20 protein-coding genes are annotated in these 21,433 nt (G+C 53.7%); 10 read left to right on the top strand and 10 right to left on the bottom strand.

Going from position 1 to position 21,433, the window contains the following annotated elements; translation table 11 throughout:
- The first annotated feature begins 173 nt into the window (after positions 1 to 173).
- From BLO43_RS01165 to BLO43_RS01155, 3 genes are all read left to right on the top strand, one after another.
- Positions 174 to 857, top strand: coding sequence for a type 1 glutamine amidotransferase domain-containing protein (locus tag BLO43_RS01165; RefSeq protein WP_090905246.1), 684 nt, complete (start codon positions 174 to 176; stop codon positions 855 to 857).
- Positions 858 to 932: 75 nt separating this feature from the next.
- A complete protein-coding gene (locus tag BLO43_RS01160; RefSeq protein WP_074632109.1) occupies positions 933 to 1,151 on the top strand; it encodes a hypothetical protein in 219 nt (72 codons plus the stop codon).
- 121 nt (positions 1,152 to 1,272) lie between these two features.
- Positions 1,273 to 1,578 carry a DoxX family protein gene (locus BLO43_RS01155; protein ID WP_217628003.1) on the top strand — a complete coding sequence of 102 codons (306 nt, stop codon included), beginning with the start codon at positions 1,273 to 1,275 and terminating at the stop codon, positions 1,576 to 1,578.
- Between the two features lie 128 nt (positions 1,579 to 1,706).
- Here the strand turns inward: BLO43_RS01155 and BLO43_RS01150 are convergent, their stop codons facing one another.
- The gene (locus BLO43_RS01150; protein WP_090905821.1) at positions 1,707 to 2,126 is read right to left on the bottom strand and encodes a nuclear transport factor 2 family protein; all 420 of its coding nucleotides are present in this window, start codon (positions 2,124 to 2,126) and stop codon (positions 1,707 to 1,709) included.
- 201 nt (positions 2,127 to 2,327) lie between these two features.
- On the opposite strand from BLO43_RS01150, the gene BLO43_RS01145 reads away from it, so the two are divergent.
- A complete protein-coding gene (locus BLO43_RS01145) occupies positions 2,328 to 3,038 on the top strand; it encodes a protein-L-isoaspartate(D-aspartate) O-methyltransferase (protein ID WP_090905242.1) in 711 nt (236 codons plus the stop codon).
- Between the two features lie 32 nt (positions 3,039 to 3,070).
- Positions 3,071 to 5,488, top strand: a complete 2,418-nt coding sequence (locus BLO43_RS01140; protein ID WP_090905239.1) for a spermine/spermidine synthase domain-containing protein — start codon at positions 3,071 to 3,073, stop codon at positions 5,486 to 5,488.
- Positions 5,489 to 5,555: 67 nt separating this feature from the next.
- On the opposite strand, the gene BLO43_RS01135 is transcribed toward BLO43_RS01140, so the two are convergent.
- Positions 5,556 to 6,281: a glycosyltransferase gene (locus BLO43_RS01135; protein ID WP_090905237.1), complete on the bottom strand. Its 726-nt coding sequence runs from the start codon at positions 6,279 to 6,281 to the stop codon at positions 5,556 to 5,558.
- Between the two features lie 258 nt (positions 6,282 to 6,539).
- Positions 6,540 to 7,952 carry a DHA2 family efflux MFS transporter permease subunit gene (locus BLO43_RS01130; protein ID WP_090905235.1) on the bottom strand — a complete coding sequence of 471 codons (1,413 nt, stop codon included), beginning with the start codon at positions 7,950 to 7,952 and terminating at the stop codon, positions 6,540 to 6,542.
- Between the two features lie 452 nt (positions 7,953 to 8,404).
- Here BLO43_RS01130 and BLO43_RS01125 point away from each other — a divergent pair, with 452 nt between their 5' ends.
- The 3 genes from BLO43_RS01125 to BLO43_RS01115 all read left to right on the top strand — a co-directional run bounded on the left by BLO43_RS01125 (position 8,405) and on the right by BLO43_RS01115 (position 11,086).
- A complete protein-coding gene (locus BLO43_RS01125; RefSeq protein ID WP_090905233.1) occupies positions 8,405 to 8,602 on the top strand; it encodes a hypothetical protein in 198 nt (65 codons plus the stop codon).
- Between the two features lie 580 nt (positions 8,603 to 9,182).
- The gene (locus BLO43_RS16965; RefSeq protein WP_090905820.1) at positions 9,183 to 10,049 is read left to right on the top strand and encodes a PEP-CTERM sorting domain-containing protein; all 867 of its coding nucleotides are present in this window, start codon (positions 9,183 to 9,185) and stop codon (positions 10,047 to 10,049) included.
- Between the two features lie 536 nt (positions 10,050 to 10,585).
- Complete coding sequence (locus BLO43_RS01115) at positions 10,586 to 11,086, top strand: hypothetical protein (protein WP_090905231.1); 501 nt, start codon at positions 10,586 to 10,588, stop codon at positions 11,084 to 11,086.
- 31 nt (positions 11,087 to 11,117) lie between these two features.
- Here the strand turns inward: BLO43_RS01115 and BLO43_RS16280 are convergent, their stop codons facing one another.
- Positions 11,118 to 11,375, bottom strand: coding sequence for a hypothetical protein (locus BLO43_RS16280; protein ID WP_107797661.1), 258 nt, complete (start codon positions 11,373 to 11,375; stop codon positions 11,118 to 11,120).
- A 146-nt stretch (positions 11,376 to 11,521) separates the two neighbouring features.
- Between BLO43_RS16280 and BLO43_RS01105 the strand changes: the two genes are divergently transcribed.
- Positions 11,522 to 11,866, top strand: coding sequence for an NrfJ-related protein (locus BLO43_RS01105; RefSeq protein WP_175443810.1), 345 nt, complete (start codon positions 11,522 to 11,524; stop codon positions 11,864 to 11,866).
- Between the two features lie 42 nt (positions 11,867 to 11,908).
- Here BLO43_RS01105 and uvrB read toward each other — a convergent pair whose 3' ends face one another.
- The gene (gene uvrB / locus BLO43_RS01100; protein ID WP_090905225.1) at positions 11,909 to 13,990 is read right to left on the bottom strand and encodes an excinuclease ABC subunit UvrB; all 2,082 of its coding nucleotides are present in this window, start codon (positions 13,988 to 13,990) and stop codon (positions 11,909 to 11,911) included.
- Positions 13,991 to 14,084: 94 nt separating this feature from the next.
- On the opposite strand from uvrB, the gene BLO43_RS01095 reads away from it, so the two are divergent.
- Positions 14,085 to 15,278 (top strand): pyridoxal phosphate-dependent aminotransferase, encoded by a 1,194-nt coding sequence (locus BLO43_RS01095; protein WP_090905819.1) that lies wholly within the window; start codon positions 14,085 to 14,087, stop codon positions 15,276 to 15,278.
- A gap of 43 nt (positions 15,279 to 15,321) precedes the next feature.
- Here BLO43_RS01095 and BLO43_RS01090 read toward each other — a convergent pair whose 3' ends face one another.
- From BLO43_RS01090 to BLO43_RS01070, 5 genes are all read right to left on the bottom strand, one after another.
- The gene (locus BLO43_RS01090) at positions 15,322 to 16,671 is read right to left on the bottom strand and encodes an alkaline phosphatase family protein (RefSeq protein WP_090905223.1); all 1,350 of its coding nucleotides are present in this window, start codon (positions 16,669 to 16,671) and stop codon (positions 15,322 to 15,324) included.
- Positions 16,672 to 16,674: 3 nt separating this feature from the next.
- A complete protein-coding gene (locus BLO43_RS01085) occupies positions 16,675 to 17,316 on the bottom strand; it encodes a hypothetical protein (RefSeq protein ID WP_090905220.1) in 642 nt (213 codons plus the stop codon).
- A gap of 116 nt (positions 17,317 to 17,432) precedes the next feature.
- Complete coding sequence (locus BLO43_RS01080) at positions 17,433 to 18,524, bottom strand: hypothetical protein (RefSeq protein WP_139149206.1); 1,092 nt, start codon at positions 18,522 to 18,524, stop codon at positions 17,433 to 17,435.
- 576 nt (positions 18,525 to 19,100) lie between these two features.
- Complete coding sequence (locus tag BLO43_RS01075) at positions 19,101 to 19,622, bottom strand: hypothetical protein (RefSeq protein WP_139149205.1); 522 nt, start codon at positions 19,620 to 19,622, stop codon at positions 19,101 to 19,103.
- A gap of 76 nt (positions 19,623 to 19,698) precedes the next feature.
- Complete coding sequence (locus tag BLO43_RS01070) at positions 19,699 to 21,330, bottom strand: DUF8189 domain-containing protein (protein WP_090905214.1); 1,632 nt, start codon at positions 21,328 to 21,330, stop codon at positions 19,699 to 19,701.
- Positions 21,331 to 21,433 lie beyond the last annotated feature (103 nt).

Genomic DNA, 21,433 nt, shown 5'->3' with positions numbered 1-21,433 from the left:
GCTCGGAAAGCCGTCTAATGGATTATCTGGGTTCAGCTCCATTCAATGCGGGAAACCACAATAAAAATGTAGTTTATTGAACCATTCTTTGTTACTGTATTTTTCCGACAGGCGCTGCTCGCTCAAGTAGAGGAAGTAGCAGAAAAAGTTTCTCAAAGAAAGGAGGATCCGCCATGAAGGTGCTCATTGTTCTCACGTCGCATGACCAGCTCGGGAACACCGGCAAAAAAACGGGTTTCTGGCTGGAAGAACTCGCCGCTCCCTATTACGTGCTGAAGGATGCCGGCGTAGCGGTCACGCTGGCATCGCCAAAAGGCGGCCAGCCTCCACTTGATCCGAAAAGTGATTTAACCGAAAATCAGACCCAGTTAACGCAGCGCTTTCGCATGGATACCGCCGCGCAGGCTGAACTTGCCAGCACGAAAAAGCTCGCTGATGTATCGGCGGATGATTTCGATGGGGTTTTCTACCCCGGCGGACATGGCCCGATGTGGGATATGGCCGAAAACGCGACATCCATTGCACTGATCGAAGCTTTCGTAAAGGCCGGTAAACCAGTGGCCGCGGTATGTCATGCACCGGTCGCGCTTGTCAATGTGCGCGGAGAAGATGGTGAGTATCTGGTTAAAGGCAAGCGTGTGGCCGGATTTACCAATGAGGAAGAAGAGGCGGTGAACCTCACCACGGTGGTACCTTTCCTACTGGAAGACAGGCTAAAGGAACGGGGGGGCATCTATAGCAAGACTACCAACTGGGTTCCCTACGTCCAGGTGGACGGCAAGCTGGTAACCGGCCAGAACCCAGCCTCTTCGGGACCTGGCGCAGAAGAGCTGCTGAAGCTGCTTCGCTCCGCCTGAATTTTCTGGATCGTGGCACCAGGCTGAAAAACGGTGATAAATGAGCGGTCAACTGCTGATCCGGGATAATTAAGCATGGACAACAACGAATGGTATTATGAAACGGGGTATGTGGAACTATTGTACGCGGCACTGGTAGTTGGCGTTATTGCTGCGTTGTACTATCTCCGCCGATCTACTCGAATATCTGACCTGGCAACTAACGTAATTGAAGAGAATCGGCCGTTACTGGGCTTGATTGCCCTCGCCGTCGTGCTTTTTATTATCAACAGGGTGCTGGGGGACTTATGGTAATCTCATGATTTTAGAGTATAAAATATCAAAACGGTTTGGGCAAAGCTAAAAGGCCGCGTCAGGATGCTTGGGATTATGCGTTTACAGCCTCCGGGCAGCTGGCGGGCAATCCCGCGTCGGTTTGCCTTTTCCAGCATTGGGGCTAGCGATCGCCGTAGCCGTGGAAGTCATCGGCGGTCTTCTGCTTGCATTGGGCTATCAAACACGTATTACCGCATTGGCTTTGGCGATCTTCTCCGTGGTCACGGGTGTAGCGTTTCATAACGTCATTGGCGACCAGAATCAGTTCATCCACCTGATGAAGAATATCGCCATGACGGGGGGTTTGATTCAAGTGATGGCTTTCGGAGCCGGCGCATTCAGCATCGATTCGCGCCGCAATTCCGATCGGGTAAACACAAAAACCGCCTTTGCGTCGCATCCATAATATCGAAATCAAGAGCCCTGGCAGCAACCGGCCATGGCTTTTGTGAAGATCAGTACGCTTCCAGCATCGACATATCACCGTGAAGATGCTTTTTGACGATTCATCGCGCCTGGATGCACCCATTGTTCTCAGGATTCGATACCGAGAATTGGCGTATCCAGAGCCTTGGCCGCCTGCACGGGATCGAAATATTCGCGGAGGAATATGATTTTTCCTTCTGAAGCCCGCAAAAATAGCACGTAATTCTGGATATAGACACGTCCTGTCGGCTTGATGAATCCTTCTGCACTAAATTCGGCAATCGCCACTTCTGGATCGGTTGAGGCGTAGACCTTGGCGTCGAAGAAACGGAAATTCTCTACTGCCTCCAGGAACCACGTTACATGATTCATCACCTCCTGTCGTCCCGTCAGCCGTGCTGGATGGCCAAGGGAAGGTGCATAAGGCAGCTCCCACAAGAGATCATCGGCGATCAATGTCTGCCATTGCGTGTTGTTCGCGACAAACGTCTGAATATGCTGATGTAAGAGATTGGAAGCTATCGTCATCTGATTCTCCTCGTTGGCCTGTAAATCGGTATCGGTCATAAACAAACGGGATCATAAGCTTACAATCAGTAAACGTACTTTAATTTCCCTTTAAGTTTTCGTAAATCATAGCCCCCGGCAAGAAAATGAGCGATCAACTGGCGGATATGGAATTATTCAGAGATTCCTGGCATCACGCCAGGAATTTGCTTTAATGAAGACATGAAGCACTTCATTCTGGGCACATTCCTTTATCTCTGTTGCGCCTTTCCATCGTATGGCGAGGAGTTCGACGCGAAACGCCATAAAATGATGGAAGAAGTATTGGCTGATATAGCCGCCAACGATGGTTTCACGCTCAGCCCCGGCGTTATGGCGGCGATGGAAAAGGTACCCCGGCATCGCTTCGTGCCCAACTGGCTGACTGCGTTTGCCTATCTCAATCGCCCGCTTCCCATCGGCCATGGCCAGACGATTTCGCAGCCAGTCATCGTGGCACTGATGACCAGCCTGATAAAGGTCAAGGCTGGCGACAGGGTGCTTGAAATCGGCACCGGTTCAGGCTATCAGGCCGCTGTTCTGGCGGAAATAACCGAATCGGTGTACAGCATCGAAATTATTGAACCACTGGAAAAAGAAGCGGCCGAGCGGTTGAAATCTCTTGGCTACGGCAATGTAAAAGTAAGGCTGAGCGACGGCTACTATGGCTGGCCGGAAGCGGCTCCGTTCGATGCCATCATGGTGACCGCCGCCTCGAGCCATGTCCCACCACCTCTGATCAAACAACTCAAACCAGGTGGCCGTATGGTGATTCCGCTCGGTGCACAATTCATGACCCAGTATTTAATGCTGGTGGAGAAACATATGGATGGTTCGATCACCAGCCGTCAAATTACGCCGGTGGCGTTCGTTCCGCTCACTGGCGGTCATTAGACGGGTATCTGGAACCTTGGTAGCCTGGGGTTATGCCAATACTGAAGCCGCCGTTTTTTGCCATTGGGCTGCTCTCCGGTTGCCTGCTGGCGTATGAGGTACTGCTGACACGCTTATTCAGTATCGTGCTATGGCATCACTTCGCCTATATGATCATCAGCGCGGCAATGCTGGGCTTTGGGGCAAGTGGTACGGCGCTAACCTTACTCAAGGAAAAAATTGCGCCCCACGTCGGTGCGGTGTATCTCATCGCCGCCGCAGGGATGGCCTTTCTGATGCCCATGGCGTTTCTGCTGGCGCAACAAGTTCCCTTCAATCCACTCGAACTGCTGTGGGATAGCACCCAGCCCGCCAAACTGCTCGTCATTTATCTGCTGATGATGTTGCCCTTCTTTTTCGGCGGACTGTGCATAGGTCTGGTCTTATGGTACTTCGGCGATAACGCGGGACGCATCTATGCATTCGACATTTTTGGTGCGGGGGTGGGCAGCCTGGGCGTTATCGGCCTGCTCTATATCGTGCCGCCCCACAAGGTGCTGATCATCCTCACGACGCTGGCTTTGCTGGCCGCCGCCATGGCCGTCATCGAGCTGCAAATGAGGCCGAAATGGATGGCGAAGATATTTTTTGGGCTGGCTATACTGGCGCCTGTGGCGCTGCCCGGCAACTGGCTGCTGACGCAACCCTCCCTTTACAAGGATTTGAGCCAGACCTTGAATATTACCGGAATGCGGGTGATCGAGGAGCGTTCCAGTCCGCTAGGGCAGATTACGGTGGTGGAAAGCAGTCGAATTCCGTTCCGTCATGCGCCGGGAATGAGCTTCAACGCCACGGATGAACCGCCACCGCAATTGGCGGTGTTCGTGGACGGAAACGGTCCGGCGGTCATCACGCGATTTGACGGCGATCTCGCGCCGTTGGCCTATCTCGACCAGCTTACCTCGGCGTTGCCTTATCATGTGCTGGAGCAGCCGCACGATCAGCCGCACGTGCTGGTGCTGGGGGCAGGGGCGGGCAGTGATGTATTGCAGGCGCTTTATCACGGCGCCAGCAAGATCGATGCCGTGGAGCTTGACCGCAATGTCATCGATCTGCTTCAGCACCGCTTTCATGATTTTGCCGGGGACCCCTACACCCGGCCCGGCGTACGTGTGCATGAAGGCGAGGCGCGTGGATTCGTCAATATCAGCCATGACCGTTATGACCTGATCCAGGTGGCGCTGCTGGATTCATTTGGTGTTGCCTCCGCTGGACTGTACGGCCTCAGCGAAAGCTATCTCTATACGGTTGAGGCATTGGAGACCTATCTGAACCGTCTGACTCCGGGCGGCATGCTGGCTGTCACTCGCTGGCTCAACCTGCCGCCGCGCGATTCGCTGAAACTGTTTGCCACAGCAGTAACTGCGTTGGAACGGGCCGGTGTATCCGAACCCGCCGCGCGGCTAGCAATGATACGTGGCTGGAAAACCGTCACGCTGCTGGTGAAGAACAGCGATTTCACATCGAACGAAATCGCAGCAATCAAGGAATTCAGCCGTGCACGGTCTTTCGATCTGGCTTACTACCCCGGGATGCGCGCTGACGAGGCGAACCATTACAACTTGCTGGTGCAGCCCTATTTCTTCGAGGGCGCGGTTGCGCTGCTGGGTACGGAGCGGCAAGCATTTCTCGACCGGTACAAATTCTATATCGAGCCGGCGACAGATGATCGACCTTATTTTTTCCGCTTATTCAAATGGAACGCCGCCGCTGAATTATTTGCCCTGCGCGAGCAGGGCGGTATGGCGCTGCTCGACTGGAGCTATCCGCTGCTGGTGGCAACGCTGGGACAAGCGTTTGTGGCAAGTATCCTTCTTATTCTGATGCCACTTGCGGTGTCGCGTTGCCGCCACACATTACCCACCACGCGGGTGGTACTGTATTTTCTTGCCATCGGCCTGGCCTTCATGTTCATGGAAATCGCATTCATCCAGAAATTTGTGCTGTTTCTGGCTCACCCCCTGTATGCCGTAGCGGTCGTGTTATGCGCATTTCTGGTGTTCGCCGCCGCGGGGAGCTGGCTTGCCCAGCGGTGGCAGAGCAGGATGGCCGGCAGCCGCAATGTTACCTTGGCGGTAATGATAATGGGCGCCCTGGCAGTACTCTACCTTGTCGCCTTGCCAGACGTGTTTCAGGCGCTCATCCATTTGCCCGATGCGGTAAAAATAGTTATTTCCATCGCGCTGATCGCACCCCTGGCGGTATGCATGGGAATCCCTTTTCCCACGGGTATGATGCGGCTCGCACACACAGCGCAAGACGCCATTCCCTGGGCATGGGCAATCAATGGTTTTGCCTCGGTGATAGGAGCTGTCCTCGCCACCTTGCTGGCTATTCACCTGGGTTTTGCCGCAGTGATTCTTCTGGCGGTGCTGCTCTATGGTTTGGCTTGCGCCGCTTTAAGGGATTGAGGAATCTGGGGATCTGGGGATTGAGCTAACAAGAGACGATTATAGCCGGAGCAAACCACGTATCAGCTTAGCGCCGTCCGTCATACCAGATGGGTAACTGCGTCCTATCCTGCAGGGACCGGCGTGGATGCAGGATAACGCGCAGAATTTGACTGGCCATCTCTCGCGCGGAGTAAAGTTGCACCTTGCGCGACGATGTATCCAGTGGATGCCTAGTCAGGATAACAAATTGAAGGCCGCGTCGCCGCCCCCACTTTTTTAATTGCTGACTCAGACCTATTTCGTCGGCAGCGTAGAGTTCCTGATTGAACCCCCCGACATCCCGAAACGCGTCGCTGCGGCACACCACCAGTGCACCTGCCGCCCAGCGACACAGAATCGATACGCGTGTCCACAGTTGCAGCATCCAGTGTGCCCACCATGGCAACCCGTGCATCTTTACCGTGCTGCCACAACCCACACTCCTGCCATCTTCAATCAGCTGCAAGATATCGGCAAGCAATCCGGGGCTTAAAATACTGTCGCCATCCACAAACAGCAACCAGTCGCCCGCCGCCACTGCTGCGCCGGCATTACGTGCCCGGCCGATCTGGTTGATTGGCTCAAAAACGACCTGGGCACCTGCCTGCCTTGCCAGTTCAGCCGTGGTATCGGTGGAGTTGTTATCCACCACAATGATCTCGGACGTAAAACCGGGCCTGTCATTTGCGGTGAGTGATGCAGAAATGGATTGTAGGCAGCATTCAATCAGACGCTCTTCATTAAAAGCTGGAATGATAATTGAAAGGTGCATGAAAAAAATGGGATCCTGGTTTGCAGAGTCAACACCGTTATTATCCTTGAAATATGATGTGCGCGAAAAAGACATGCACGATATTCGCGCACGGAACAAAGTGGAGAAATTGGGGAGAAGCTCTTTCTCTCTCAATGAAGCGGAAAAGAGTGGATAAAGCCGGGTCCGGACGAGGCGCTCACTCTCCTGCGAATGCCTCAATAAAACCTGAAGTGTTTCTATTATCAGCCAATCCCATGCAGGCACATTGTGTTCAACCTATTGCACGTCTTGCAAGTTCCCCTTGCTGACACTCTCGCCATCTCGAGAATGCAGCGTCCAGAATGAAAGGGATGACAGAATGGTGAGTCCCCCTAGCGTTAAAAATGCATAATGCAGCGCATTCGTCACGGCCAGGTGGTCGGTTTGTGGTAATCCACCCAGGTACCAGCTGGTAATTAGCGACCCGCAAGCAAGCCCAAAACTCAACGACATTTGTTGTAGCGAGCTTGAAATGGTGCTCGCCATGCTTGAGTCTGATGTTTCAATATCCGCATAGGCCATGGAATTCATGCTGGAAAACTGAAGAGAGTTGAAGAAGCCTTGTGCCAATCCCAGAACCACGATCAATGCCATGGGGGTGGCCGCATCCACTAATGAAAAAAAGCTTATCGTAAGTCCCATCATTACGGTGTTCAGAATCAGCACCCGCCGGTACCCATACCGTCTCAATATCGGACCTGACAGGAGTTTCATTCCCATGGCCGCGGCCGCGGTAGGCATCATCAGAAGGCCCGACTGCCAGGCGGGCAGGCCCAGGCCTAGCTGATAGAGCAGGGGCAGCAGGAAGGGAAGGCCGCCCACACCCAAACGCGTGATGAAACCTCCGACCACCGCAACGCGAAACGTGCGTACCCGAAATAGAGTCAGCCGCAGCAATGGGTAAGCCGTATGGTTGGCATGCCAGCCGTAAGCAACCAGCAAGCTCAGGGAAATGAGCAATAGAATAATGGCTGGAGTCATGCCGATCTCGTGCTCGCCGAATATTTCCAGCAGCCACGAAAGGAGCGCTGCACCACTGCCAAACAAAGCCAAACCGATGAAATCCAGCGGGCGAGGCGTGTCACCACGGTAATCCGGCATGTGCCGATGTATAAGATAAAGCGCCGTCAGGCCAACAGGAACGTTAATAAAGAATATTTCCCGCCACGATAGCCAGTGCACGATAAGACCGCCCACCGTAGGACCCAGCAACGGACCAATCAGAGCCGGTATGATTACGAAATTCATCGCCATCAGCAGCTCGGACTTGGGAAAGGTTCGTATGATGGCGAGTTTTCCCACGGGCAGCATCATGGCGGCACCCATTCCTTGCAAAATGCGCGCCGCTATCAGCATAGGCACATTGACAGCCAACCCGCATAAAATGGACGATAATGTAAAAATGATGACGGCAATGCTGAATACCCGCCGTGTTCCGTAACGGTCGGCCATCCAGCCGCTCACCGGGATACAGACGGCCAGGCTCAGAATATAACTGGCAACAACAGCCTTTAGACTCAGCGGCGTTGCGTGCAGACTAGCCGCCATGGCAGGAATCGCGGTATTGACAATGGTCGAGTCCAGTTGCTCCATGAATAACGCGGTAGCGACGACCCAAGGCAGATATCGCTTGACTGTAGGATGATTCATGAAGGAGAAGAATAAGAAGGAATATTCGCGCTGGAGGGAGGGGAGTCTTCGTAACGATAACCATCACTCGCGCAACGCACAAGAACCCGGGCATTAGAACTGGCCGCTACCTTCAAGCGATAATAGCCGCAGTTCCCGTTAAAACATAAAGCACAGCACCCGGTCAGCCCGGTATCCTCTTGACCTTTTATGCGGCATGAGCAGGATGATATTATTGGCTCGCTACCGTCCATCATAACAGACCGATGATTTCTGCCTGTCTTGCAACGACTGAAGCGGGCACAGCATGATGCGCAAGATCTGGCCGGCGATCTAATATTTTTTGTGGAAAGAAAAAGGGATGCAGTCCACATTCTCACGTATGAATATAAAAGAAGTCGGCCCGACAATTCTCGTTAACATGTTCCACTTGGCTAATAACTGTCGAACATCAATCTATTTCAGGAGGTTACATGGATGAATTTGAGATCGTACCTTGGCTGATAGGAGCCGCAATTTTTATTGTCGTGCCATTTTGGAGAATTTTCGCCCGGGCAGGTTTCAAGCCCGTATTTTCATTACTCGCACTCATCCCTGGAGGTATCCTGATCCTGCTGTGGGTTATTGCGTTTGCGAAGTGGCCCGCATTTACGGAAGAGAAGAAGGAATAATGCAAAAAGATTGCAGCGCTGGCTTGCCTCCATTTATCGTCTATTTAACATAATATACATTATGCGCAAATTAAATATGCCGGGACTCTGTCAATTTGATCGGTTCATCCGCTTCCGGTAGTCAGGATCGGGAAAATATTGAGTTATACGAAACAGCTGGCCTGGCTGCAAATGATTTCGTTTTAATGTACGCATGACCATCAAGCAAGATAAATACGTTTTATGTGTGGCTCCGTACAGAAGTCAGGATCAAGGGAGAAGATAATTCATACTGGTATCTGCTTTTTTCTCCCTCTTGTAGTAGATACCACTGGCCCGGCACAGGCCAACTACTCCTTGCCGGGCCTCTTTTACGCCGTTTCAAAGCAAATCACCCCAACCGTTTCAATCCTAGCTTTCCTCTTCGTACCCAATTCGCCGCCCATCCACATCGATTCCCTATCTATGTTAGATAGCGCACCGAACGTCTCAGGATAAAGAGTATCGTCATATAACGCTGTGGCTGGTTTTGTACTGCGGCAACGGTAGATAACAAATTGCAGCAATTACTTTTTCGTTCTCGGGAGATGGGAAAATGCAAATGAAACTGATTTTAGGAGCTTTGTCGGCAGTATCGTTAGGGTTGCCGTCACTTGCAGGAGCTACGCCAATTGTCCGTTCAGTCGGGGGCGACTCTACGCCCGCATCAATCACCGGTGTCCGCGATCAATTCCGTGTCGATTTGGGTGGCGGCACCGTGGCGGGTCCGAATGGCTCGTTTGGAGGTTTGCGCCGTGAAATAAATTGGGATGGGGTGCCAGACGGCTCTTCGGCCCCGAATAACCTGCCGGGAAATTTCTTCAATTCCAATTCGCCGCGCGGCGCGGAGTTTTCGACGCCTGCGCCTGGGACAGGTGTTCAGGTGAGTGCGAATAGCGGAATAGCCCCTGTTGAATTCGATAATATCAATCCCACTTACTCATCAGATTTTCGAGTTTTTAGTTCGCAGCGCCTCTTTACTGGCGTGGGTAGCAATGTCGTGGATGTTTCGTTCTTTTTACCAGGCACTACTACCCCTGCGCTGGTTTCGGGCTTCGGGTCGGTATTTACGGATGTCGATCTGACCAGTTCAACGAAGATTGAGTTTTTCGACGCTGCTAATGCTTCACTGGGGGTTTTCAATGTGCCCGTTGGCACAGTTGACTCCGAGAGCTTGTCATTCCTGGGGGTATCCTTCACCGAAGGCGCAATCATTTCGCATGTCCAGATCACCAGCGGAAACACGGCACTGGGTGCAGGAGTCAATGATGGCGCCCCTTTTGGCCCGGATAACGTGATTGATGTCGTTGCCATGGATGATTTCATATATGCCGCACCTGTGCCCGAACCAGAAACCTATGCCATGCTACTGGCGGGTCTTGGGCTGATAGGTGCAATAAGCCGTCGCCGTAAAGCTTCCATGAATTAATTCAGGAAGAAACACTCCGGAACGGGAACCCAGGTTCCCGTTTTTCATTTACAGAGCTCGCTACCTGCGGCGTATTCATTTTGCTCTTTCCCGGCGCGGAAATGCTCGCCCTGATGTGCCTGATCAGCTATTAGGGATGGATAAGCCAAAACCGCCGAAAATTCCGTCTCATTACCATACGTCGAATAAGCGGAAGGATATGTTTTCTGGAAATAATCTTATCGCGCACTCATTCCACGTGAATTTTATGTGACGGTTTTTGCAGCGATACGCGCATCAATCAAAGATGAAGGTCGAGTAAGACAAGAAAACTATTGTGAGTCATAATCTTAACCTAAAGATGGCGATCAATTGCCGGATTTGGGATAATCGGCAATGTGAGAAGGCATTAGCAATTGGCAATCACGTTCCCCCACGCAGATCTGCCAATAGAGTAAGATTAAGCTATATTTCGGGATAAATATTCTAATTATCAAGAACTATCGGCAATGGCTCCTGGGATTAGAGCCAAGCCCCTCTTATAAGAAGGAGAAGACGTGAAATTTATCATTGCGGCTATCTTCGTGGCGCTGATTGCGGCCACTGCACAGGCCCAGGAAACGAATCCAATTTATCAATCGCCAGATGCTCAAAGCAAATTCAGGGATGCCCAGCTTCACGTGCAAGAACTGATGAAAACCGGCCGTTACGCAGAAGCATCGAAATTCATGCCGGTTTATCAAACGCTGGCCTGTGAAGCCGCGGAGCAAAAAGCGGGCAGGAGTGCAGAGGAAGGCGCAGCGATCTGCGCACAGAAAAATAAACCGGCGGGTCTCAGCGCCGGGCAATCCCCGCAACAATCTGCACAACCTGCCACGGAATCGTTTCTGGGCCCGGGCGTGACCGTGATGCAACGTACCGTACCAGGCTCATCGACATTCCTGGACGGGTCGGCACCCTCCATTTTTGTCTTTGATCCCCGGAGTGTTCCTGGAACTGATTCCCGGACTAGCTCCCGGACAGATTCCCAAACGGATCCCTGGACTGGAAAACCTTAACCCTATGAGCCCCGTTCGGGTGTCAGCAGCCTTAATGCCCGTCGTTAGCTGAGGGAGCCGAGTACTCCTCTAAACAAAGCGCGGTCTCCACGACTTTCTTTGCTTCGTCAATACTCTTTACATGAGAGAGATCCACCGCCGGGTTAGGATAACTATGCCAGAATGAGAAACCAGCAGATGTAACCCATAGCAGACCTCTGACATGCTTTTCTATAAACAGGCCTCTGATATGCTTCTCTACAAATACCTCCTGATGGTGTTCATCAACTACTTTCCATTCAAATTCCATGATCCAGCCCTCCATGCTCTAATATTGAATTATCTTGATTTTACCAGCAACACGCTCAGTATTTATACCCGGTATTTTCGATTGGAACTTCAGGGAATTGAGGTGTATCATGCCGTCTGGAAAATTTACCCCTATCGGAGGCGGTTTTGAAAATATCTTATTTTGCAGTCGCTTTCTCTATCGGAATTGCGCTGGCAAGCCCTTTACACGCAGCTGCCGAGAAAGCGAACACCAGTGCAACAACGGTGGCAGCGGGAATGCCAAGCAATGAGGGCAAGGTCCTCTCCACCCTGGATGCGCCAGGCTATACCTACATGGAGTTGGCCACCACCGAAAAACGGTTCTGGATTGCAGCGCCCACTACCCGGGTAAAAGTGGGTGATCATGTACGGTTCGAGCAAAGTCTGGTCATGAAAAATTTCAAAAGCAGCACACTGAATCGTACCTTCGATCAAATTATTTTCGTCAATTCCGCGACAATTGTTAAATAAGAATTAACCTTAATATTCAAGTTTATATGCTTGATTTTTATGTTATTTAAGCGCCCTCTTCTTGAGGGGCGCTGTCTTTTCCCGGCTTACCTCAGGTTCAGGTTCAACAAATCCCACGAACAGCTTGTTTTTTAACCTTTTTAACTCATCACGATATTGAGCTGCTTGCTCGAATTCAAGATTTTTTGCGGCATCCAGCATCTGCTTTTCCAGTAGCTTGATTTCTTTTGCCAGTTGCACCTCGCTCATGGAATCATAACGGGCTTGTACCTGCGCCGCCTTTAGATGTTGCTGCGCGGTTTCAATGTTATAAACGCCATCGATCAAATCCTTGACACGTTTGTGCACGCTTCGCGGCGTAATGCCATGCTCGAGGTTAAACAGGATTTGTTTATTGCGCCGGCGCTCGGTTTCATCCATGGCGCGACGCATGGAATCGGTAATCCTATCGGCGTAGAGAAGCGCGGTGCCATTGATATGGCGCGCCGCCCGACCTATTGTCTGGATCAGTGAACGTTCCGAACGCAGAAAGCCTTCCTTATCGGCATCCAGTATCGCCACCAGCGACACTTCCGGAATGTCCAATCCTTCACGCAGCAGATTGATACCCACCAGGACATCGAATTTTCCCAGCCGAAGGTCGCGAATGATCTCCACCCGCTCCACCGTATCGATGTCGGAATGAAGGTAGCGCACCTTGATGCCATGATCGGAAAAATAATCGGTCAAATCCTCCGCCATGCGCTTGGTCAGCGTCGTCACCAGCACCCGTTCGCCCTTGGCCGTGCGCAGACTGACTTCCGACATCAGGTTGTCGACCTGGGTAGTTGCGGGGCGAATCTCGATCTGCGGGTCCACCAGGCCGGTGGGACGCACCACCTGTTCCACCACCTGGCCGCTGTGAACCCGCTCGAACTCCGCAGGGGTTGCGGAGACAAATACCGTTTGCGGCATCATTTGCCTGAACTCGTCGAACCGTAGCGGGCGGTTATCCAGCGCGGAAGGAAGGCGGAAACCATATTCCACCAGGTTTTCCTTGCGGGACCGATCCCCCTTGTACATTCCGCCTGTCTGTGGAATGGTCACATGGCTCTCGTCGATCACCATCAGCGTATCGGAGCGAAGATAATCTATCAGGGTAGGCGGCGGCTGCCCCGGTTTTTTCCCCGAAAGATGCCGCGAGTAGTTTTCGATACCCTTGCAGAACCCCAGTTCATTGAGCATTTCCAGATCAAAGCGGGTACGTTGTTCGATACGCTGCAACTCCACCAGCCTATGATTTTGCTGAAAAAAATCGATGCGCTCCCTCAGTTCTTCCTTGATAGTCTCGATGGCACGCAACGTGGTACTTCTGGGCGTTACATAGTGACTGGAGGGATAAACCGTATAACGCGACACTTGCTTCAACGTGCGCCCGGTGAGCGGATCGAACAGCATCATGCTTTCAACGATATCGTCAAACAGCGATACCCGCACCGCAGTTTCCGAGCTTTCCGCCGGAAATATGTCGAGCACGTCGCCCCTCACCCTGAAGGTTCCACGGCCGAATTCAAACTCATTGCGCTCATACTGCATTTCGATCAGGCGCTGTATGGCCTCGCGCTGGGTGATTTTTTCATTTTCGCGCAGATGCAGAATCATGCCATGATAATCCACCGGGTCGCCAATACCGTATATGCATGATACGGTGGCAACAATTATGGCGTCATCCCGCTCAAGCAGCGCCTTGGTCGCGGACAGGCGCATTTGCTCGATATGCTCATTAATGCTGGAATCCTTCTCGATAAACAGGTCGCGCGAAGGAACATAGGCTTCCGGCTGATAATAATCGTAGTAGGATACAAAGTACTCGATGGCATTCTCAGGGAAAAACTCGCGCATCTCGGCATAAAGCTGGGCCGCCAGCGTTTTATTCGGCGCCATGATGATCGCGGGACGGCCAAGCCGTGCTATCACATTGGCCATCGTGAAAGTTTTGCCGGAACCTGTCACCCCCAGCAGCGTCTGGAACGCGAGGCCATCCTCTATCCCCTCCACCAGCTTGTCGATGGCTTCAGGTTGATCGCCAGCGGGCGTGAACGATTGATGCAGCTTGTAAGGGCTATTGGGGAAGGTAACGATCACAGGTATAATGCCCGGTCCAATATTTTTTGATTATCCATCTATATTATCATGCAGACACAACCCGCATCAGTGCAAGGACACTAAGGACATTATCGTGGAACTCTCAAAGCGCGTTCAGGCCATCAAGCCCTCCCCCACCCTTGCCGTCACCGCCCGGGCCGCCCGGCTCAAGGCAGAAGGAAAGGATATCATCGGACTTGGTGCCGGAGAACCGGATTTCGACACCCCTCAACATATCAAGGATGCGGCCATTGCCGCCATTAACAAAGGTTTCACCAAATATACGGCGGTGGGCGGCACTCCCGGCCTGAAAAATGCCATTATCGCCAAATTCAAGCGCGACAATAATTTTGACTATTCCGCGAAGCAAATTCTGGTTTCGTGCGGCGGCAAGCAAAGCTTTTTCAATCTGACGCTTTCAGTCATCAATCCCGGCGACGAGGTCATCATTCCCGCGCCTTACTGGGTTTCCTATCCTGACATCGTTCTGATCGCCGAAGGCAAGCCGGTGATTGTCGAAGCCGGTATCGAACAGGGTTTTAAAATAACCGCGGCGCAACTTGAAAAAGCCATCACGCCCAAAACCCGAATGTTCGTTATCAACAGTCCCAGCAATCCTTCCGGTGGTGTTTATACATTCGACGAGCTTAAAGCGCTGGGTGAAGTTCTGCTGAAATATCCCAATATCCTGATTGCCACCGATGACATGTACGAACATATTCTGCTTTCGGGCGAAAAATTCGTGAATATCCTCAATGCCTGCCCTGCCCTGCATGACCGCACCATCGTGCTTAATGGCGTATCCAAGGCTTACGCCATGACCGGCTGGCGCATTGGCTATTGCGGCGGCCCGGCGCATATCATTACCGCCATGGAAAATATCCAGTCCCAAAGCACTTCCAACCCCGCCTCCATTTCACAGGTCGCCGCGGAAGTGGCGCTTAATGGCGATCAGTCCTGTATTGTACCCATGGTGGAGGCGTTCAAGGAACGTAATCAGTTCATAACCGGCGCACTCAATGCCATCCCTGGTGTCGTATGCCTGTTGTCTGAAGGCGCATTTTATGCTTTTGCCGATGTCCGGGAAGCCATCAGCGGATTGCATGCCAAAGGGGTGATTAATGATTCCACGGATATCGCTTTCAGCGAATATCTGCTGGAACACAGCGGTGTGGCGGTGGTGCCTGGGTCGGCCTTCGGCAGCGAAGGCTATATCCGGCTTTCCTTCGCCACCCATATGACCAACCTGGAAAATGCATTACGGCGCATCGCGAAAGCCCTTGGCTAACGGCCTGCCAGAGTCTGAATGACGATCGCATATGTCGGAAATATTATTCTTCCGGCATATGCACGAGTTCCGGATACTTCTCAAGTGCGCGCGTGCGGTCATACTTCAATAATTTCTTCGCCGCCTCGGTAAAAGCCTGCTGACTATCGGTCTGCGGCTCCGTCGACGGCGCCATCACGACCGAACTTGAAATAATATCCTGTGGTGGGGGCGGGATATCGGTTCTCGGCTGGGCGAGTGGCTGAGCCAGTACTTGCGACACACTCTGTATCCCCAATTTTCTACGCCGCTTGACTTCGTCATTATAGTCCGGGGTGCCCGCGAATTTCTCGGACAGCAACTGCAATATCGAGGTATGGTCCATCGCGCCCTTGCATACGGTGCCAGGCGCGATCCATGGTGATGCGATGAGCGCCGGAACCCTGGGGCCGGTACTCTCGAATCCCGTCGAGAAAAGCGCACCAGGCGGCACCGGGGCGGGAATCGTCAGCGGCGGAACATGATCGAAGAACCCTCCATGTTCATCATGCGTGGCAATCAGCAGCGTACGATTCCATTTGGCGGCATCCCTGGTCAGCAGCCTGTAAATATCACGCAGAAAATTTTCACCGGGACCGACAGGTGTGGGCGGATGATTGTCGTTGGCGGTCCAGCCGAAATGGACAGGCGAATCGCTATATTCAGGCTCGATGAACATGACTTTTGGCATCTCCGATACCGATTCGGACTCAAAATCTCCCGGAAATTGTCTGAAGCTGCGAAAGTTGGGCCCCAGCACTTCATCAAACCGATCAAACAGCGTGAAGAACGATATTCCGCAGTGATACACACGCCAACTGATGCTATGAGCTTTCAGCCACTCGAAAATGAAGCTTCCCTTGATGGTGGGAATAGGACGCGGTTTCGTGTCTTCGATCAGGGAATAGCCTGTGTAAGCCACCGAACGGTTTGGCTGGGTATCCGTTGGCAGCGGCGCAAACCAGTTGTCGCACACGGCATATTGCGCCGCCAGAAAACTTGACATGGATGCATCGGCAGGCGACAGAAAACCCATCGGCGGCGGATCGTTTACCTTGCTTCCGCTGGCACGATAGTATGCCTCGGCAAAACCGCTCATGGTGAAGGGAGCGCTAGGCGTCCCTAACTGAGCCGCCACGAGAGGTCTACTATGGGGCAGATCGTGCAGCAGGGGTCCATCCTTCAACTCGAAGGGCTGGTAACCCTGACCATCGAGGAAGTTCGTATAGTCCAGATTTGCTTCGGGATCGACTAGGCCCCTGACATCTTTTCGATTGCCGAACCGGGCCATGCTGAGATGACCAAGCATATGGTCGAAAGAACGGTTCTCCAGCATCACGATCACAATGGTCTCAATCTGATCAAGAATCGCCATGGATTACTCCTTGCAGGCCATCTGTATTTTGATAGTCAACCTGCGCGCAACCGCTCGGAGTGCGTTATCGCATGCTTCATCAGGGCCGACGGGACTACGAACTATCCAGGTTCCAATCATGGATACGTTTTTGAAGCCATCGGTTGTGCCGTTTGGTGGAATATCAATTTCCATGCCGTCTTTGCTGATCGATAACGACCGGGGGTAGCTATTCGTGATCAATATGGCGCGAATACGTGTTGAAGAGTCCTCACGCTGAATCGTAAATGAAGCCGATACCGATTGAGGTTCGCCGCCACATTGGGCAATGCCTCCCAGCAGCCTGGAACTCTGCTCCGGGGCTACCTGCACATCCCACTCGCGCTGAGCGTTCTTGAGCACACCCGGAACCTTGAGTATGAAACGCGTACTTTGTGCGGGGGTAAAGAACCGCGATCCTTCCTCGGGTACCTCCCCTGCGCCCGCCAGTACCGGAACCGAATCCAATGTTGCATTGCCCGCATCGCCCGAGGTAAGCCAGTCAACCCTGACGGTCTCGCCGGGACAAATGGTACTCGGCGCCACCGTGAAGGATTTGATTTGGGCGCAGCCCAGGATCAGGGGTGTCATCACCAGAGTCATCCATACCGCAAACCGGTCAGGCATTTGCGTTACCCCAAACCTTTTCTTTGAAAGTGCTCATGATTTTATTCCGATCCTTTGGATGGATGGAATGGGTCGAATGGGTAAAAAAGAAACCCACGCATCCGGACTGTGAAGTTTTACCAGTATCCCGGCGGCACCATGTAGAGCCCCGTATCCCACTTCCATTCGCGAATGGGGTTCTCGGTCATGGCATTTCGGTCGTCGGGCTGCGCCGTCCAGTGAAAATCGCAGACGCTTCCATTGTGCCCCACGAAAGTGTGTATGCCACCATTGGCAACGCCAACGAAGAAAGGCACATTCTCCAGCTTCTCCAGCAGTGCCTCGGTATTGCGGTCCGGCATGATGCCGCGATAGCCGGTGATAACCGCGTCGCAACGCACGCCGCTCGATTCAGGAATGGGCGATTTCCATACGCGTGCGCCAGCCTTTGCCATATTGAGCGCGCCCAGTTTCTCGCGCTCGCCCGAATCCGAGAGATCTTCGGCGGTTCGCGGCGAGTAGAAGACCGCCGTCCAGCCGTCTTTCTGCAGTTCCTCGCACAAAACAGTGCCGCGCAGATCGGCATCCTTCACTCTGTTGTTGATCTCGGCAAAGCGCGCGCCCATGCCGGCGCCTTCATAAGCCGCCTTGGCATTCTGAATCACCCAGCCGATACACGAACTCTCCTTAAGACGGGAAGACTGACCGGATGTGTTCTCGATAACAACGGATCCAGGTTCGATGGACTCCATACGCCAGCTTCCCGCCCCCATGGCGTCCAACTGCATTTGCAGGCCCTGGCGATCCCCTCTCAGGATATTTTCACGGAAAGGCGAATGATCCCCGTAGTAGAGGCCAATGCCCGTGCTGTCGATAGCGGATCTATGGGCATTGCTGTTGGTTGTGATGCTCATGTCGCCCAATTCAGCCACCTTCCTCCAATTCTCCATTTCGCTGCCAGAAGGCGCTGCGTGCCCCGCCTCGTCAAATAACCACTTCGCTATGGACAAGGCTGGAGCATCGGAGATGGTGTTGACGTTGCCATCGTGATCGTAGTTATCGATGATTTCCCACAATTTCTCGAGATTCTGTGCCGTGCCTGTGATAACGCCATTAGCGGCGATGGTCCTCACGTTCAAATCCGGGTAAGCACTCCGCAGCGCGGCGGCGTCGATGGATTTGCCCTTTAAACGATTAATGAAAGTGGCATGGTCGAGTTTTGGCATCATGCGGCTCCTGGCGATTACAGCGAAGAAAAAGTGGCGTAATGGCGGAGGCTGCTCGCACAGTTTGCCTCTTACTTCACCTATTTACGAAATGTGCTATTAACTTTAGCATCAATTTGCGAAAGATCAATGTTAACTCGAATGTTTCATAAATTGACGCGCGCCCTTGCTGGACTTTTGTTTCGTATGGAAATTTTGTTCAGCCGCGCGTATGAATAACTACGCCACTCTTCTCAAAATCCCCCTACAAGGGGTAAACCCAACATACGCACTACCAGGGACAAATTGATCTTTTTTACATCAATCTGGAGACGTGGTGATATCACCGAGCTTCGGAGATCGCGGCATGGCTGAACACGCTCGGATTCACCGGTTCCGGTGGCACGCTAAACGGCTAGCTGAACAGCTATCCAAAGAATTCCTGATTCGCTAAAACCGGCGTGCTAAACTGCGAACGTTTCTCGCATCCGCGAATCTCCTGATTTCATTCCCCGCCGTCAGGCCACACCGGCCGTTAAACACTGAGGTGGTGCCTTGAGCGTTGCACCCGCCTTGAATGCAGGCGCTTTGTTCAACAGTCTACCCGCCGCTCCGGTCGGCAGCCTCGATAGGTGCCTGGGCCTTGGCGGCAAGTTCCTTGAGCAGCACGGCGGCCGGAGCCGGTTTATCTGCCAGCGTTTCCACCGGGGAGGGCGCCAGGGGCTGCAGGAAATCGCCTTGTCCCTGCGTGTCGTGCAGCCAGAGAGCCAGGACATAGAGTCCGGGAACATTGAGTAGCCGCAGTTCAAAGCCGCCCTGCCCCACTTCCGGAGAGTCCCTTGCCGCACGCATCGCCTTCGCGCTCGAATCGACGAAGCGGCCTTCGTTGAGAGCGGAGAAAACCTGTTCCCCCCTGGGCCCGGCAACCGTTTCGGCGGAGGCGAGGACATTGTCACCTTCCTGCACGAGATAGCGCCATCCGGTTGGCCTGGCCGCATCGAGGCCTTTTCCGGCCGCAAGGTCGGTGAGACCGAGCGTGAACACTTGATGCGGCTCGGCAAGCTGCAGGGGCCCGGCAGCATTGCGCAAGGCGGGGATTCTGAAGGCGCGATTCCTACTCAAGTCCAGGAAGGTGGAATGCACGGCATCCAGCGCCTGTTGCGGAGGTTTTGGAGCGATCAGGGCCATCGGAAACTCCTCAGTATTTGGTGTAGTAAGTGTGGGTCCACGTCCCCGACCCTTTATAGGCAGTCTGCAAGGTCGCGTAATTGACGTCCGAGCGGCCGTAGATCGGATCGTCAACCGACACATAGTCGATACCGCCCACGCTATATTGCCCCTTGATGACCAGGAAGTGGGCACCGCCGCCCGACCAGGCCACCCGGATCCCCAGCGGACGGGCGAAGGTGACCTCGTTCTCGATCTGGGTGGTAGTGGCGATGCCACCCACCCAGTGGTCGAAGTGGCCTACCACCGTGAGTGCTTGGTCGAGAAAGCCGTAGACGTTGCAGGGGCCGGACGCGCCGGCGCCGCAACAGTCGGTTCGTGCCAGTTCGCCATTGGCCACGTCGCACTGCTGCCAGCCGCTCCCCGGCTGGTAGAACAGGGCGACGCTGGTCGCGGTTGCCGCCCAGCACCAGTTCGATTGCTGCTGGGGCTGCATGAAGAAGTAGATTTGGTCGAGCCACCAGATCGTATCGATGTGGCGATCGGCTCCCACGACAAAGTCATTGCGTATGTCGACGTGCTGATCGACTCCCACGACAAAGACATCGAGGATGTCGGGATAGCGGCTCAATGCATTGATCGAGGTTCCCGGCGCGACGACCGGCAAACCCCGAATCATACCGTGCCGGTCCCAGGGACTCCGTGCATTGAGCGGGCTGTCCGGCGCGACGGCGCCTGCGGCGATCTGGAACCAGGAGCCCCAGCCGGTGCTGGCGTCCCACCAGATGCTGAAGACACCGTGGTTCGTGCCCACGGCGAAGACATCGAGGTGATCGGGATAGCGCGACACGACGCTGATGGACGTGTCGGGAGCCGCTGTGCCGCCCGCCACCACAAACCAGTCCTGGGCCCAGCCGCCATTGGCGTCCCACCAGATGCTGTAGATTCTATGGTCCATGCCGACGGCGAAAAGGTCCAGGTGGGTCGGATAACGCGCCACGGCCGCAACCGAACTGCCCGCGGCGGCGAACCCGTCCGCAACCTGGAACCAGCTTGCCCAGCCCGTGCTGGCATCCCACCAGGTGCTTAAGATGCCATGATTGGACCCGACCGCAAAAAGGTCGATATGGTTGGGGTTGCGGGTCACCGCCGTGATTGATGTCCCGCCTGCGGCGACACCGCCGCTGACAACGAACCAGTTCGACGCCCAGCCGCCGTTGGCATCCCACCAGATACTGCAGATTTTACGATCCGATCCCACCACGAACAGGTCCAGGTGGTTGGGATTCCGGGCGATGGCCGCGACGGAAGTCCTCGGCGCCGCGGTGAGATTGGAAACACGGAACCAGCCGTTGGCCCACCCGCCGTTCGCGTCCCACCAGATGCTGTAGATCTTGTGGTCCGATCCCACAATGAAAAGATCGAGGTGATCGGGATTGCGGGCGATCACGGTGACTGTCGTCCCCGGCGCCGCAACGCCGCCGGCAACGTGGAACCAGTTCGACCATCCCGTCGAGATATCCCACCACGCGCTGTAAACTCCGTGGTCGGTGCCCACGCAAAAGATATCGAGATGCCGCGGATACCTCGCAACCGAGGTAATGGAAGTCGACGGTGCCGCAACACCGCCCTTGATGCCAACCCAATTCGGTGCCCAACCCATTGTCTGCTCCTTCTGTCAATACCCTGCCCCGGAAGTGGAACAAATGCATTGGAAAAATAGGAAAAACAAATGTTCTTTAAAAGAAGCTTCCCTGATGATCCTG

This window comes from Nitrosospira sp. Nsp13 (genome assembly GCF_900101945.1).
GTDB classification, from domain to species: Bacteria; Pseudomonadota; Gammaproteobacteria; order Burkholderiales; family Nitrosomonadaceae; genus Nitrosospira; species Nitrosospira multiformis_D.
The sequence above is the reverse complement of the archived record's forward strand: the minus strand, read 5'-3'. Positions and strand labels throughout refer to the sequence as shown.